Annotated in this window: 14 protein-coding genes; 8 read left to right on the forward strand and 6 right to left on the reverse strand. The window is 59.0% G+C overall.

Translation table 11 applies throughout. From position 1 onward, the window contains the following. Nucleotides 1–2: 2 nt before the first annotated feature. The gene (locus R6W86_RS06765; RefSeq protein WP_410328610.1) at nt 3–1,076 is read right to left on the reverse strand and encodes an ABC transporter ATP-binding protein; all 1,074 of its coding nucleotides are present in this window, start codon (nt 1,074–1,076) and stop codon (nt 3–5) included. Between the two features lie 3 nt (nt 1,077–1,079). After that, nucleotides 1,080–1,994 (reverse strand): ornithine carbamoyltransferase, encoded by a 915-nt coding sequence (gene argF, locus R6W86_RS06770; protein WP_410328611.1) that lies wholly within the window; start codon nt 1,992–1,994, stop codon nt 1,080–1,082. 225 nt (nt 1,995–2,219) lie between these two features. Between argF and grxD the strand changes: the two genes are divergently transcribed. Continuing rightward, nucleotides 2,220–2,546, forward strand: coding sequence for a Grx4 family monothiol glutaredoxin (gene grxD / locus R6W86_RS06775; RefSeq protein ID WP_410328612.1), 327 nt, complete (start codon nt 2,220–2,222; stop codon nt 2,544–2,546). 15 nt (nt 2,547–2,561) lie between these two features. Here the strand turns inward: grxD and R6W86_RS06780 are convergent, their stop codons facing one another. The 4 genes from R6W86_RS06780 to R6W86_RS06795 form a co-directional block, all read right to left on the reverse strand. Continuing rightward, entirely contained in the window at nt 2,562–3,353 is a 792-nt protein-coding gene (locus R6W86_RS06780) for a TonB family protein (RefSeq protein WP_410328613.1), read from the reverse strand. 5 nt (nt 3,354–3,358) lie between these two features. Continuing rightward, a complete protein-coding gene (locus R6W86_RS06785) occupies nt 3,359–5,593 on the reverse strand; it encodes a DUF1631 domain-containing protein (protein ID WP_410328614.1) in 2,235 nt (744 codons plus the stop codon). Between the two features lie 137 nt (nt 5,594–5,730). After that, nucleotides 5,731–7,020, reverse strand: coding sequence for an HlyC/CorC family transporter (locus R6W86_RS06790; protein ID WP_410328615.1), 1,290 nt, complete (start codon nt 7,018–7,020; stop codon nt 5,731–5,733). A gap of 85 nt (nt 7,021–7,105) precedes the next feature. After that, nucleotides 7,106–7,912 carry an inner membrane protein YpjD gene (locus R6W86_RS06795; protein ID WP_410328616.1) on the reverse strand — a complete coding sequence of 269 codons (807 nt, stop codon included), beginning with the start codon at nt 7,910–7,912 and terminating at the stop codon, nt 7,106–7,108. Between the two features lie 181 nt (nt 7,913–8,093). Between R6W86_RS06795 and ffh the strand changes: the two genes are divergently transcribed. From ffh to R6W86_RS06830, 7 genes are all read left to right on the forward strand, one after another. Then, on the forward strand, nt 8,094–9,479 hold the full coding sequence (gene ffh, locus R6W86_RS06800; protein ID WP_410328617.1) for a signal recognition particle protein: 1,386 nt from the start codon (nt 8,094–8,096) through the stop codon (nt 9,477–9,479). Nucleotides 9,480–9,642: 163 nt separating this feature from the next. After that, on the forward strand, nt 9,643–9,882 hold the full coding sequence (gene rpsP / locus R6W86_RS06805) for a 30S ribosomal protein S16 (protein ID WP_069184097.1): 240 nt from the start codon (nt 9,643–9,645) through the stop codon (nt 9,880–9,882). Between the two features lie 27 nt (nt 9,883–9,909). After that, the gene (gene rimM, locus R6W86_RS06810) at nt 9,910–10,437 is read left to right on the forward strand and encodes a ribosome maturation factor RimM (protein ID WP_410328618.1); all 528 of its coding nucleotides are present in this window, start codon (nt 9,910–9,912) and stop codon (nt 10,435–10,437) included. Between the two features lie 3 nt (nt 10,438–10,440). Then, complete coding sequence (gene trmD / locus R6W86_RS06815; protein ID WP_410328619.1) at nt 10,441–11,187, forward strand: tRNA (guanosine(37)-N1)-methyltransferase TrmD; 747 nt, start codon at nt 10,441–10,443, stop codon at nt 11,185–11,187. A gap of 37 nt (nt 11,188–11,224) precedes the next feature. Next, nucleotides 11,225–11,581: a 50S ribosomal protein L19 gene (gene rplS, locus R6W86_RS06820; RefSeq protein ID WP_092004888.1), complete on the forward strand. Its 357-nt coding sequence runs from the start codon at nt 11,225–11,227 to the stop codon at nt 11,579–11,581. A 75-nt stretch (nt 11,582–11,656) separates the two neighbouring features. Then, nucleotides 11,657–12,559 carry a site-specific tyrosine recombinase XerD gene (xerD, locus tag R6W86_RS06825; protein ID WP_410328620.1) on the forward strand — a complete coding sequence of 301 codons (903 nt, stop codon included), beginning with the start codon at nt 11,657–11,659 and terminating at the stop codon, nt 12,557–12,559. A gap of 124 nt (nt 12,560–12,683) precedes the next feature. Further along, a complete protein-coding gene (locus tag R6W86_RS06830; protein ID WP_410328621.1) occupies nt 12,684–13,427 on the forward strand; it encodes a DsbC family protein in 744 nt (247 codons plus the stop codon). Nucleotides 13,428–13,550 lie beyond the last annotated feature (123 nt).

Genomic DNA, 13,550 nt, shown 5'->3' on the forward strand with positions numbered 1-13,550 from the left:
CCTCAGCCTGTGCGCTCGAAGGCAATCAGGTGGTCGGCCTCGACCCGGACCGGTACCTGCTCACCCAGGTGAAAGTCCAGATGGCTCCGGAACAGGGCTTCGAACTCGGTCTCTTCGGAGCAGCGAAAGCGGTACAGGGTCGAGGTGCCGGCAAAGGTCTTCTCCACCACTTTCGGGCGCAGGTCCGAGGCTTCGTCGTAGACGATGTCGTCAGGCCGGATCAGCACGTCCACCAGGGTGCCCGGTTCCCACTTATAGGCCCGGTTGCCGTGAATGGTACCCAGCTCCGACTCGATGGTGTCGGGCCCGAGGGCCTTGCCCGGTATGAACCCGCCCTGGCCGACGAAACTGGCCACAAACCGGTTCGCCGGCTCGTGGTAGAGGTTGTAGGGCACATCCCACTGGAGCAGTTCGCCACCTTTCAGTACCGCGACCTGATCACACATGGCAAAGGCTTCCTGTTGGTCATGGGTCACCAGGATGGCACTGATGCCGAGGGTCTTGAGGATCTCGCGTACATCCAGGCTCAGGCGCCGGCGTAGGTCCGCATCCAGGTTGGAAAAGGGCTCATCCAGCAAGATCAGGGTCGGCTCTGGTGCCAGTGCCCTGGCCAGGGCTACCCGTTGCTGCTGACCGCCCGAGAGCTCGTGGGGGTAGCTGTTTGCCAGATCCTGCAGATGCACCACTTCCAGAAGTTCCATGACTTTCTGGCGTCGTTCCGCCTTGCCCATGTCCTTCAGGCCAAAACCCACGTTGTCCGCGATGCTCAGGTGGGGAAACAGGGCGTAGTCCTGGAACACCATGCCAATCCGGCGCTTCTCCGGTGCCAGTGTGCGACCGGGAAGGCTGATGGTCTGCGATTCCAGACGAATCTCGCCGCTGTTCAGGGGCAGGAAGCCGGCCAGTGCCCGCAGGATGGTACTCTTGCCACAGCCGCTGGGGCCAAGCAGGCAGCCGATATCGCCATGGCTGAGCGCGAAATTGACGCCCTTGACCACGGAGTCAGCGCCGTAGCCGCAGGAAAGGTTGTTGACTTCAAGTAACCAGTCCCCGATGGGGGAAGCGGGCACGCCCATAGATCAGTCCAAACGGTTGAGAATAAGGAACTCGAGCAGAGCCTTCTGGGCATGCAGGCGGTTTTCAGCCTCGTCCCAGACCACTGACCCGGGATGTTCCATCATGTCGGCGGAAATCTCCTCGCCGCGATGGGCCGGCAGGCAATGCATGAACAGGGCATCCTTGTCCGCCACGGCCATCAGTCCGGGGTTGATCTGGTAGTCCCGGAATGCCTTCTCCCGTGCTTTCTGCTCATCTTCCTGGCCCATGGAGGCCCAGACGTCGGTAACCAGCAGGTTGGCACCTCTGGCGGCTTCGGCCGGATCCCGGACGACGGTGACACGGTCCCCGTGCTTTTTCATCAGGGTTTCGTTGGGCTCGTAGCCCTCCGGGCAGGCCACATTCAGGTGGAAGTCGAAGCGGGTGGCGGCGTTGATGTAGGAATGGCACATGTTGTTGCCATCGCCGATCCAGGCCACGGTTGCGCCGCGAATACTGCCGCGGTACTCGCGGTAGGTCTGCATGTCAGCCAGCAACTGGCAGGGATGGAAATCATCGGTCAGGGCATTGATCACCGGGGCCCGGGATGCTGCCGCAAAGTGCTCGACGGTTTTATGGGCAAAGGTGCGGATCATCACTGCGTCGACCATGCTGGAGATGACGATTGCAGAGTCCTCGATCGGTTCGCCACGCCCGAGCTGGGTGTCCCGGGGAGACAAGAACAGGGCTGAACCGCCAAGCTGGGTCATGCCGGCTTCAAACGACACTCGAGTGCGGGTGGAGGACTTCTCGAAGATCATGGCCAACACGCGATTTTTCAGAGAATCGCGCACCTTGCCCTGCCGCCACTCGTTACGAAGCTTGCTTGCATGGTCCAGCAGCTGCTCTAGCTCGCCGGTGGACATGTCATTCAGTGTGAGAAAATGTCGTGCCGCCATGAAATGGCCCTTACCTCAATGAAGCCGCGACTCGCGGGATTCCTGATGTCTGGTTTGTGGAAAGCTGTGCCGGAAAAAACGGGGCATCAAGTCTAGCCCTTCGGGGGAGGGATGACAACGCTGTCTACCCCTTCCGGGTGTTTGGTGGCCGGTCCCGGACATGTGTACAATAAGCGCAGCAGATTGCCCGAGGGCAGTTCCGTTCTCAATCAGAGGTGAATGTTCATGGACATCAATGAAACCATCAAGAGCCAGCTCGAAGAAAACCCGATCATTCTGTATATGAAGGGCACCCCACAGGCTCCACAATGCGGTTTCTCCGCCAAGACCGTGCAGGCACTGATGGCCTGTGGTGAGCGTTTCGCATTCGTCAACATCCTGGACAACCAGGAACTGCGTGAAGCGCTGAAGGTCTACTCCAGCTGGCCCACGTATCCACAGCTCTATATCAACGGCGAGCTGGTGGGTGGTTGTGACGTCATTCTGGAGATGTCCGAAAGCGGTGAGCTGTCCAAAATGGTTAAGGAAGCGGCCAAGCAAGCCGAGGCCTGATTTCCGCCCGAGGACTTACAGGCGCTTCGGGGAGAACACCAGTTCCACCTCGAAGCGGTCCCCTGTTTCAATGTCCGCAGGCGGTTCCGGGTAGGGGCTTGCCGCAAGGGCCGCCCGGTAGGCTGCTTCGTCCACCGTCTGAATCCCCGTTGATTTCACCACTCTGACCCGGGTCAGGGCTCCATTCCTCATCAGCTGCAGCTCAATTTCCATTCTCGCGGTGTCTGTCAGTTGGCCTACGGCCGGTACCCGAAGTCGTTCCAGTTCCTTGGCCAGATGAGCCGCGAGCCGGATCAGGTAGGGATCCTTCTGGGTGGGCGATCGGGTGATTCGGGTCAGCTCCGCGGTCTCGGCTTCTTCCCTGGTCTGGGTGGGTTCGCCTGCCTGGCTGGCGACACTGGCAGGCTTTGATGGGTTGGCGTTGTGCTTGACCGGTTCGGGTCTGGCCTTGTCGGACGCCGGTGGGTTTTCCCCCTGTGAAGGTTCGGCGACAGTCCGGGGCGACGATGTCGAGGTGACCGGGGTGGGCGCGGAAGGTATTCCGGCGGCAAGCTCGGATATTTCGAATCGGGGATTTCGCTCATGGGGTTGCGCGTCGGCTTTTGTCGCCGACGGGCTCGGCGTGGCTTGGGTCGAGCCGGGAGTCAGCAGCTCAAGCGTCAGGCGGTGATGGCGTTCCGAGGCATCCGGTTGCGCGAACGGGAGCCCGGAAAGTAACAGTGTGTGCAGGAGGACTGCAATGGACAGCGCCAAGGCTATCCGGTAGCCGTCCGGTAGCCCTTTTGTCGAATGGTCTCGCACTGACATTGACGTCAGGCGGTCTTGCTCCGCAGGGAACCGACAACGGCATCGAGTGCCCGGTCAATCAGGGCACCCTGTTCCAGCAGGGTGAGTCGGCCGCGACGCATCTCGTGGGCCAGTTCCAGACGGGTCTTCTCGATCACCTTGAGGCCCATGCGGTTCACGAAGACGAACGAATCCGCCTCTTCGATAATGGCCGAGAGTTTGCAGCGGAAGCTGGCGCCGTTGACCAGGCGGAACTCCACCCAGTCACCGATTTCGATGCTGTCGATCTGGGTGACGAATTCCGCGATGGCGGCATCCTCCAGCTCCTGCTGGCGTTCCACTGCGCTCTTCTGGGTGCCGGGCAGTTCGTCTTCTTCCCCGTTTTCCCCCGTTGTCTCGGAAGATTCCTGCATGACCTCCACTGCCGTATTGGTGCGGAAAGCCTCCGCCAGTTCGTGTTTGAGCTGGCCCATGGTTTCGTCCAGTCGCGACGAGTTGTAGGAAACTTCATCTAGGCCGGCACGCAGAGTCTTGAGCAGGCCGGGCACAACCCGGACCCACTGGTCGCGTTCGTCATCCCCGTTATGGGGGTGCAGGCACCAGATCAGGTCGTCGACCACCTTGACGGACTCCTGCCAGCGGTGTTCCACATCATCCCGCAGGTAAGCCAGGAACATGAAGCGGCTCCAGCCCTGGACGAGGAGATCGCGCACGACTTCCGGCAGTCGGTGCTTGGCGAGCTTTTTCCTGAGGATGGTATCTACGGTCTGTTGTGCCTGCTGGGATTTGATCCGTCCGCGCTCGGACTCCCGGGTGCGCTGCTCGACCAGGGACGCCTTGCGGTTCTCCCGTTCGAGGAATTGTTCAAACTCCCGGTTCAGGGTGTCGAACAGGCTTATATTACCGTCAAATTCATTGAGAATTCTCTGGACTGTCTCGTGGATCTGGTTGTAGAGCTTGTCCTTGGCCTTTTCGTCGCTCTTGCTCCAGCCAATGCCGGCCCGAGCCAGCGAGTTGAGCAATTTCCTGGCCGGGTGGGACGCCTGGCTGAAGAATGATTTGTCCCGGATAACCACTTTCAGGATCGGAATCTGCAGGCGACTGATCAGCACCTGGACCGGTGCGGAAAGGTTGTAGTCGTCCAGAATGAATTCGAACAGCATCGAAACGAGGTTGATGAGATCCTCGTCTACCTCGTTAAGGGCGGGCTTGCGGCCGTCCTTCGGTTCCGTCCTGGCCAGCAGTTGCTCGACGATGGCGCGGAGGTCCACGATAACCGGTTCGCCCTCGCTCAGGTCGCGATCCGGTGAATAGGAATCGGCAAGCGGCACGGCACTCAGAAGACTGGTCAGCTCAGCGTGGCCGACAACCCGGATCTGCGTATCGGAAGAACGGGGAGGAATGCCGGCGTTTGCCCGTTGCATGGCCAGCATCTGCCGGATCTGCTCGAAAACGGGGCTGGCCTCTCCCGATGCCGCTGCACCGGTTGTGCTGGAGCTTTCTGCTGTCGCCTGGGAGGTCGAGGTTGACGCCTGGGTGGCTTTTTTATCGACCTGTTGGCCGGATTTCCCTTGGTAGCGGAAATTAGGAATGACGCCGGCCTGGATCAGGATGCGGTTGGCTTCGTCCAGGAGCATGCCCAGGTTTGAAACCACGTAGCGGTCGAACTGCTTGAGCAGGATCAGTCGTTCCCGGATCTGGATTTCCAGTGCCTGGATGGCATCGGTGAAGGCGCCGCAAAGGTGTTCCGGAGCCATCGGGTTGACCGGTGATTCATCGCTGGCATCGGGGTAGACCTGGCTGAAGCGGGCTTGAAGCTGAAGGAGTGGCCCCTGGAAGTGAGCCTTGGCCTTGCCGATCATGGCGTTGAGTGCAACCTGCTCTTCCAGGTCCTCATCACCGACCAGCGACAGCGTATCGGCACTGGTACTGTAAGCAGGGGTTTCCCCCTGGGTCTGGCCGGCGCGAGGGGGATGGGCAAACAATCCGGCGACAGAATTCTGGAACTGGCGCTCCACGCCCTTGCGTTTGATGCGGATTTCCCGCATCGCCTCGAAGTAGCGATTCTGCTCGTTGTTACTGCGGGCGTTGTTGGCCAGTTCGAACAGGGAGTCGTCGACGGCGTCAAAGGCTCCCTGCAGCAGATCGCCCAGTCCGGCGACCACCGTGTCACGAATACGCGTAACCTCTGCAGGAACCGGTTTGCTGCTGGCTGCTTGCTTGGGGTCGCGGAGGTAATGTATGCCGGACTGCTTATTCATGGCCTTCTCCTGTCTACGCCTTAACCGGATACATGACCGAGCTGGAACTCCATGTGTTCTCGTTATTGATTAAATTTACCGCAATTCGCCGTAGATTAACATGAATAAACGTCATCCTGAGAGCCTTGTCAAAAAAATCAGCGACTGCCGAGGTGCAGCGAGCGCTTCTTCCGCTTGCGGGGGTGCACGATAGCCGCTTTGACCACGTTGTCCTTGATCTGGAGCACTTCCACCCGGTGGCCATCCACTTTCAGGCACACGTTGGTGTCGGGGATGTTTTCGAGGGTTTCAGTGATCAGGCCATTGAGGGTTTTCGGCCCGTCCGTGGGCAGTTTCCAGCCCAGAGTCTTGTTGATTGTCCGGATCGCTGTCGTACCATCGATAATAAAGGTGCCATCGTCCTGGGGAATGATGTCCGGGCTGGTGGCGGCATAGTCGGTGGTGAATTCCCCGACGATTTCCTCAAGGATGTCTTCCAGTGTTGCCAGACCGAGCACATCCCCGTATTCGTCGACGACGATACCGAAGCGGCGCTTGCCTGTCTGAAAGTTGATCAGTTGCGTGTTCAGCGGCGTACTCTCGGGGATGAAGTAGGGCTCCTGGCAAAGCTGCATGATCATCGCCTTGTTGATCTCGTCCTGCTGTACCAGCTTGGAAGCGCTGCGCAGGTGCAGGATGCCCTGAATGTTGTTGATGTCTCCTTTGAAGACCGGCAGCCGGGTATGCTGGCTGCTTCTGAGCTGCCGGAGGATGGTGTCGGTATCATCGTCCAGGTCGACACCGACCACTTCATTCCGGGGTACCATGATGTCGTTCACGGTTACCTTTTCCAGATCTAGGATGCTGACCAGCATGTCCTTGTGCTTGGCCGGGATCAGGGCGCCGGCCTCGTTGACGAGGGTTCTGAGTTCTTCACGGCTGAGATGTTCGGAGGCGGCGTCCTCCGGAGATACTTTGAGCAGCGTGAGGATCAGGCCGGTGAATAGGTTGACGGCCCAGACAATGGGATAGAGCAGCTTCAGCAACGGGCCAAGCACGTAGCTGGCCGGAAAAGCGATTTTTTCGGGGAACAGGGCGGCCAGGGTTTTCGGGGTCACCTCGGCAAAAATAAGGATGACGATGGTCAGCAGCAGGGTCGCTATGGCAATACCCGCATCCCCCCAGATCCGGATGGCAATAACCGTGGCGATGGAGGACGCCAGTATGTTAACGAAGTTGTTGCCGATGAGGATGACGCCGATCAACTGGTCGGTTCGCTGGAGCAGGCCCTGAGCGCGTCTGGCGCCTTTGTGGCCGGTCTTCGCCATGTGCTTCAGGCGGTACCGGTTCAGCGACATCATGCCGGTCTCGGAGCTCGAGAAGAAGGCCGACAGGCAGATGAGGGCAACAAGGAGGATAAACAGCGCGGAAAGCGATGTTTCGTTCAAAGGAAAAAGTCCTTATTTTACTGACAAGTTGGGAAAATAGGTTTTGTTCCGGTCAGGTGTCAAGCGGATGGAGCCGGCTGGCCTTTCAACCCCCGCGGTGGAACACCAGTTCAAGGACGAATTTGCTGCCATAGAAAGCCAACATCAGGAGAATGCAGCCGGCCAGTGTCCAGCGGCTGGCAGTCATGCCCCGCCAACCCTGGGTGTACCGGCCGATCAGCAGAGCCACGAAGACCAGCAGTGACAGAAGGGAAAATACCGTCTTGTGGGCGAGGTCCTGGGCAAAGAGGTCCTCGATGAACAGTGCGCCGGTAACAATCGCCAGAACCAGCAGCACGACTCCGGCCCAGACCATCTCGAACAACAGTGACTCCATGGTTTGCAGGGGCGGCAGGTTGCGAATCAGAAGGCTGTTGTAATTGTGTTTGAGCTGGCGGTTCTGGAAGTACAGCAGGATGGCCTGGATGGCGGCCAGCGTAAACAGGCTGTAGGCTGTCACGGATAATGCGATGTGCGAGAGCATGCCGTAGCTGTTTTCGGAAACCAGCCGGGAAGGAGTGTGGGTGATAAGGGCCATGATAATGGTTAACGCGGCGAGCGGGTACACTCCGAGGAACAGGTTCTGGACTGGTTTTCTCAGATTCAGTCCCAATAAAAGGAAGGCAATCAGCCAGGAAATCAGCAGTGAGCTTTTGAAGAAGCTGAGGTCAAAGCCGCCGTCCTGGTGTACCGTCTGGGCAATCAGCAAACCATGGCTGGTAAGGGCCAGCATCCCGACAAGAGTGGTGATGGTGAGGTTGCTTTGCACCCGACCACGAAAATGGAGCGCCTGCAGCGCGGTACCAACGCTGTATAAAAAGAGAGAGGTGACCGCGAGAATCAGCGTTCCCATGACTTCCTTATTACTGCTTTGCTGGCTGGATAAACGGCTGGTCGTCAGCCGATTTGACCGGGTTGGTCGTTTCAGGGCGATAGTCTGGTTATAATGTCGCGATTATGCAACAGGAATCAAGGAGGCACGTCTGGCTCCTTGATTCGGTATACATTTTATTTCCGGGGTACGGAAGAGACGCATGTTTGAAAATCTCCAGGACCGGCTTTCCGGCAGTTTGCGCAAAATTACCGGTCAGGCGCGACTGACCGATGACAATATCAAGGATACCCTGCGCGAAGTGCGCATGGCCTTGCTCGAGGCGGACGTTGCTCTCCCAGTGGTCAAGGACTTCGTGGAGGGAGTGCGCAAGCGGGCGGTTGGTCAGGAAGTCCAGCGCAGCCTGACCCCGGGTCAGGTCTTCGTCAAGGTTGTCCAGCAGGAACTCGAACGGGTGATGGGCGAGGGCAACGAGTCCCTCAACCTCTCGGTTCAGCCGCCTGCCGTGATCATGATGGCGGGCTTGCAGGGTGCGGGTAAGACCACAACGGTGGCCAAACTCTCCCGCTTCCTTAAAGAGCGCCATAAAAAATCCGTGATGGTGGTCAGTGCCGATATCTATCGTCCGGCCGCGATCAAGCAGCTGGAGACCCTGGCCGGCGAGGTGGGTGTCGAGTTCTTTCCAAGCACTGCGGACCAGGATCCGGTGGATATTGCCGAGGGTGCCATCGGCGCGGCGCGCAAGAAGCATATAGATGTAGTCATTCTCGATACCGCCGGTCGTCTGCACGTTGATGATCAGATGATGGACGAGATCGGTCGCCTGCATCGCGCGGTCAAGCCGGTCGAGACCCTGTTTGTGGTCGACTCCATGACCGGTCAGGATGCCGCCAACACCGCCAAGGCTTTCAACGATGCCTTGCCGCTGACCGGTGTCGTACTGACCAAGACCGATGGTGATGCCCGGGGTGGTGCTGCCCTGTCGGTCCGCCATATTACCGGCAAGCCGATCAAGTTCCTCGGTGTCGGTGAGAAATCCGATGCCCTGGAACCGTTCTATCCGGATCGGGTGGCCTCCCGGATTCTCGGTATGGGCGATGTGCTGTCGCTAATTGAAGAGGCCGAACGCAAGCTGGACCAGAAGAAGGCCCAGAAGCTGACCAAGAAGATCAAGAAGGGCAAAGGGTTTGATCTCGAGGATTTCCGGGATCAGCTGCAGCAGATGAAGAGCATGGGCGGCATCGGCGGTCTGCTCGACAAGCTGCCGGGTATGGGGCAGGTGGCCCAGATGGCCCAGCAGCAGGTCAATGACAAGTCGCTGGGCCAGATGGAGGCGATCATCTGCTCGATGACGCGGAAGGAGCGCCGCTACCCGGATGTCATCAACAACTCCCGCAAGCGTCGGATTGCGGCGGGCTCGGGTACGCAGATCCAGGATGTGAACCGTCTGCTCAAGCAGCACAAGCAGATGTCGAAGATGATGAAAAAGTTTGGTAAGAAAGGCGGAATGGCCAACATGATGCGTGGCATGGGTGGCATGATGCCGCCCGGCGGCGGTGGCGGAATGCCCCCGTTTGGCCGTATGTAAAAAGCCTTACATGGAAAACAGGGAAACAGCGGGTTTCCCTGTTTTCTTTGGCGCTTTTTTAGCATAGAATAGCGCCCCTTTCGAGTATGGGTCTTCGCGTCAGCTGGTGTTCAGCAGGCGTGAATCGTACAAAGTTCGTACAACAGAACAGGATATTGGTTAAATGGTAACAATCCGTTTGGCTCGTGGCGGCTCCAAGAAGCGCCCGTTCTACCATCTGACAGTCACCGACAGCCGCAAATCCCGCGACGGTCGTTTTATTGAGCGAGTTGGTTTCTTCAACCCGGTCGCACGCGGCCAGGAAGAGCGTCTGCGTGTTGATCGTGATCGAGTCGAGTTCTGGCTCGGTCAGGGCGCACAGACCAGCGAGCGCGTTGCCCAGCTGCTGAAGGCTGCTGAGTAAGACAGTACTGAAGCCGGGGTTTATGGCATGACACAGAATTCGCAGGAAACTGTGATCGGCCGGATTACCTCGGTGTTTGGGGTCAAGGGATGGCTCAAGGTTTATTCCTACGCCGACCCCAGGGAAGGGATCCTCAACTACCGGGACTGGACGCTGGTCCTGGACGGCAAGAGGATTCCGGCCAGGCTTGAGGAGGGTCGCCGCCAGGGGCAGGGGATCGTCGTCAGGCTTAAAGGTATTGATGACCGTGAAGTTGCGCGCACATACAGTGGCGCGGAAATCCTGGTCCCGACGGCGGAGTTGCCGGAGTTGCCCAGTGGCGAATACTACTGGTATCAGCTTGAAGGCCTGGAAGTGTTTACGGTTGAGGGGTTGAGCCTGGGTAAGGTTCATCACCTGATGGAAACAGGGTCCAACGATGTCCTTGTGGTGCGTGCCACCCGGGACTCGGCAGACCAGCGCGAGCGGCTGATTCCCTATCTGCCGGATCAGGTCGTCCGGGAAGTGGATCTGGCTGGCAACCGGCTGGTTGTTGACTGGGATCTGGAGTTCTGACGGGTGTGGATTGGCGCTGTCAGTCTGTTCCCGGAAATGTTTCGTGCGGTTACGGATTACGGGATAACCGGAAGGGCGGTTCGGGAAGGTCTGCTGACCTTTGAGAGCTGGAATCCCCGGGATTTCACCCATGATCGTCACCGCACGGTAGACGACCGGCCATACGGTGGCGGTCCCGGCATGCTGATGAAAATACAGCCGCTGCGGGATGCCATCCATGCGGCGCGGAAGGCGGCGCCCGGTAAAGCCTGTGTGGTTTACCTGTCGCCCCAGGGAGAAACCCTGACTCAGTCTGTTGTTGAATCCCTTGCGGAGGCGCAGCAGCTGATCCTGGTTTCGGGGCGATACGAGGGTGTTGATGAGCGCCTGATCTCGACAGAAGTCGATCGGGAAGTGTCACTGGGTGATTTTGTTCTTTCCGGTGGCGAACTGGCGGCCATGGTCGTCGTTGATGCGGTGACACGCCTCATCCCCGGAGCGCTGGGTCATGCGCAGTCGGCAGAGCAGGATTCCTTTGCCGACGGATTGCTGGATTGTCCGCACTACACCCGGCCCGAAGTTTACGAAGGTCAGGCGGTGCCGGAAGTTCTTTTGGGCGGTCACCACGAGCAGATCCGGCGTTGGCGGCTCAAGGAGTCGTTAAGGCGAACCCGGGAGCGACGCCCCGACCTGCTGGAAAAGCGGGTGCTTACGGACGAAGAGCGTGAGCTGCTGGAAGAAATTTTGAAAAAACCGGGTGTCTCTGAGTGATCAGGGCATTGAGAGATTGGGTATCAGGAGCATTACGATGAGCGGCAAGAACAACATCATCAGTCAAATTGAAGCAGAACAGATGACCAAGGAAATCCCTGCGTTCGCGCCGGGTGACACCGTGGTCGTTCAGGTTCGCGTAACCGAGGGTAACCGTGAGCGTCTGCAGGCGTTCGAAGGCGTGGTCATCGGCAAGCGCAACCGTGGCATGAACTCCTCCTTCACCGTGCGCAAGATTTCCTACGGTGTTGGTGTAGAGCGTACTTTCCAGACTTACTCCAAGCTGATCGACAGCATCAGCGTGAAACGTCGTGGTGACGTACGTCAGGCCAAGCTGTACTACCTGCGTGACCTGTCTGGCAAGGCGGCTCGCATCAAGGAAAAGCTGGGCTGATTGAGGAATCGTCAGAGGGCCAGTTAAAAAGGCAGCCTCAAGGGGCTGCCTTTTTTGTGCCCGGGAACCGGTACCGTGAGACCTGACGACGACGCTATCATCCGTCGGTTTACCGACGCGCTCTGGCTTGAAGATGGCCTGGGAGAGAAAACCCGTGAAGCCTATCGGGGGGATCTTGCGCGCCTGGCGCAATGGCTGGAGCAGCAGCCGGGCGCCCCGCTGCTCGTGGCTGCCAGGCGCACGGACCTGTTGGCCTGGATGGCCCGTGGCCTGGCTGACGGAGTCAAGACCTCCACCGCAGCACGTCGCCTGTCCGGGGTGCGACGCTTCTACCGTTTCCTGATGCGGGAGGGGTTGATTCCAGAGGATCCGACCCTGAGGATCGACAGTCCCAGACTGCCGCGCCGGTTACCGGATTCGCTGACGGAGGAAGAGGTTGAGGCCCTGCTGTCGGCGCCGGATATTTCAATTCCGCTGGAGCTCCGTGACAAGGCCATGCTTGAGATCCTTTACGGCTGCGGTTTGCGGGTGTCGGAGCTGACCGGGTTACGGGTGGATCAGGTCAATGTCCGTCAGGGCGTGATCCGGATCACCGGCAAGGGCGACAAGGAACGGCTGGTTCCCCTGGGGGAAGAGGCGGTGGACTGGTTGCTCCGGTACATGCGGGAAGGCCGTGCCGAACTGCTCAAGAGGCGACCCTGTGATGCCTTGTTTCCGGGTAATCGGGCCGCTGCCATGACCCGGCAAACCTTCTGGCACCGGATCCGTCACTACGCCGTGCGCGCCGGTATCCACAAGCACCTGTCTCCCCACACCCTGCGCCATGCTTTTGCCACCCACCTGCTGAACCATGGTGCGGATCTCCGGGTGGTGCAGATGCTGCTGGGGCACTCGGACCTGTCCACGACCCAGATTTACACCCATGTTGCGCGCCAGCGCCTGCACGCCATGCACCGGGAGCATCACCCCCGAGGCTGAGCCCTGGCGAGGCCCGGGTATGTGTTATCCTCGCTGAACTTTTGTACCGGCCCTTTGTCGCAATGAGGGTCAACCCGGTCCGTCAATGGCATGCGGACCTAACGCTATCAGATTGGAATCGTTTATGTTCATCACCAAGAGTATCAAGTCACTGGGGGTTGCGGCCGGACTGGTCGCGAGTCTGTTTGTTGCAACCGCAACAGCGGGTGAGGTCGAGGATCGTATTGCCGAGCGCCTGGCTGAAGCTGTGCCGGGACTCAAGGTATCCTCTGCTCGCGAGTCCGAGGCCGAAGGTCTGTACGAGGTGCAAATCAATAATGGTGAGACTATCTACACCACCGAAGATGGCCGGTACCTTCTGACTGGCGACCTGCTGAAAATTACCGCTAACGGTATCGCCAATGTGACAGAGCAAGGCCGGGCTGGTCAGCGCCTGGCGGCGATGGATGAGTATGGCTCCGAGGGCCTGATCACTTTCCCGGCCAGCGGTGACGAGAAGGCGGTAATCAATGTGTTTACCGACATCGATTGCCCTTACTGCCGCAAGCTGCACGATGAAGTGCCCCAGCTCAACGACTATGGCATTACCGTCAATTACTATGCTTTCCCGCGCTCCGGTCCCGGAACGCCCTCTTTCAAGAAGTATATTTCGGTATGGTGCGCGGAGGATCAGCAGGCTGCCATGAGTGCCGCCAAATCCGGCAAGCCGGTTGAATCGACCAGCTGCGACAACCCAGTGCTTGAGCAGTATCGCCTCGGTGGGCGTGTCGGGGTGACCGGTACGCCGGCTATTCTGCTTGAAGACGGCAACATGGTGCGCGGTTACGTGCCGGCCGACAACCTGGCCAAGGGCCTCGGCCTCCTGTGAGCTTTCGGGCCGGGCAGCCGTTCCGGCCCTGGATTTTGAATGCACCCCGACCGATTCAGGGCTTATTCAGCGGCCCCTGAATCGGTATACTATGCCACTTCATTGCAATCCATCAGCACCCCT

Origin of the sequence: Marinobacter sp. (assembly GCF_046484525.1) — a bacterium.
In the GTDB taxonomy this organism is placed as follows: domain Bacteria; phylum Pseudomonadota; class Gammaproteobacteria; order Pseudomonadales; family Oleiphilaceae; genus Marinobacter.

Bases quoted from the DNA above. Each gene is read 5' to 3' on its own strand.
- R6W86_RS06780 (WP_410328613.1), bottom strand. From the start codon at position 3,353: ATGTCAGTGCGAGACCATTCGACAAAAGGGCTACCGGACGGCTACCGG.
- rpsP (WP_069184097.1), top strand. From the start codon at position 9,643: ATGGTAACAATCCGTTTGGCTCGTGGCGGCTCCAAGAAGCGCCCGTTC.
- R6W86_RS06830 (WP_410328621.1), top strand. From the start codon at position 12,684: ATGTTCATCACCAAGAGTATCAAGTCACTGGGGGTTGCGGCCGGACTG.
- argF (WP_410328611.1), bottom strand. From the start codon at position 1,994: ATGGCGGCACGACATTTTCTCACACTGAATGACATGTCCACCGGCGAG.
- grxD (WP_410328612.1), top strand. From the start codon at position 2,220: ATGGACATCAATGAAACCATCAAGAGCCAGCTCGAAGAAAACCCGATC.
- R6W86_RS06785 (WP_410328614.1), bottom strand. From the start codon at position 5,593: ATGAATAAGCAGTCCGGCATACATTACCTCCGCGACCCCAAGCAAGCA.
- R6W86_RS06765 (WP_410328610.1), bottom strand. From the start codon at position 1,076: ATGGGCGTGCCCGCTTCCCCCATCGGGGACTGGTTACTTGAAGTCAAC.
- R6W86_RS06795 (WP_410328616.1), bottom strand. From the start codon at position 7,912: ATGGGAACGCTGATTCTCGCGGTCACCTCTCTCTTTTTATACAGCGTT.
- rimM (WP_410328618.1), top strand. From the start codon at position 9,910: ATGACACAGAATTCGCAGGAAACTGTGATCGGCCGGATTACCTCGGTG.
- rplS (WP_092004888.1), top strand. From the start codon at position 11,225: ATGAGCGGCAAGAACAACATCATCAGTCAAATTGAAGCAGAACAGATG.
- ffh (WP_410328617.1), top strand. From the start codon at position 8,094: ATGTTTGAAAATCTCCAGGACCGGCTTTCCGGCAGTTTGCGCAAAATT.